This window comes from Rhodococcus sp. GB-02 (genome assembly GCF_053470465.1).
Window position 1 is genome coordinate 1 of record NZ_JBPUKE010000014.1, and the last position, 234, is coordinate 234.

Below are 234 nucleotides of genomic sequence, written 5' to 3' on the forward strand. Positions count from 1 at the left end.
TGCTTCGTTGATTTCGACGAGGTCGAGGTCGGTGGGGTCGATACCTTCCTTGGCGCAGGCCTTGGCGATGGCGCGGGCGGGCTGGGACTGGAGGGTGGAGTCCGGTCCGGCGACGACGCCGTGGGCACCGATTTCCGCGATCCAGGTCAGGCCGAGTTCTTCGGCCTTGGCTTTGCTCATCACGATCACGGCGGCGGCGCCGTCGGAGATCGGGGAGGCGGAGCCGGCGGTGAT

1 pseudogene is annotated in these 234 nt (G+C 67.9%); it reads right to left on the bottom strand.

Features of this window, described 5'->3' with window-relative positions:
• Positions 1–234, bottom strand: a pseudogene (locus tag ACSW29_RS31240) (acetyl-CoA C-acyltransferase); the annotation flags it as partial.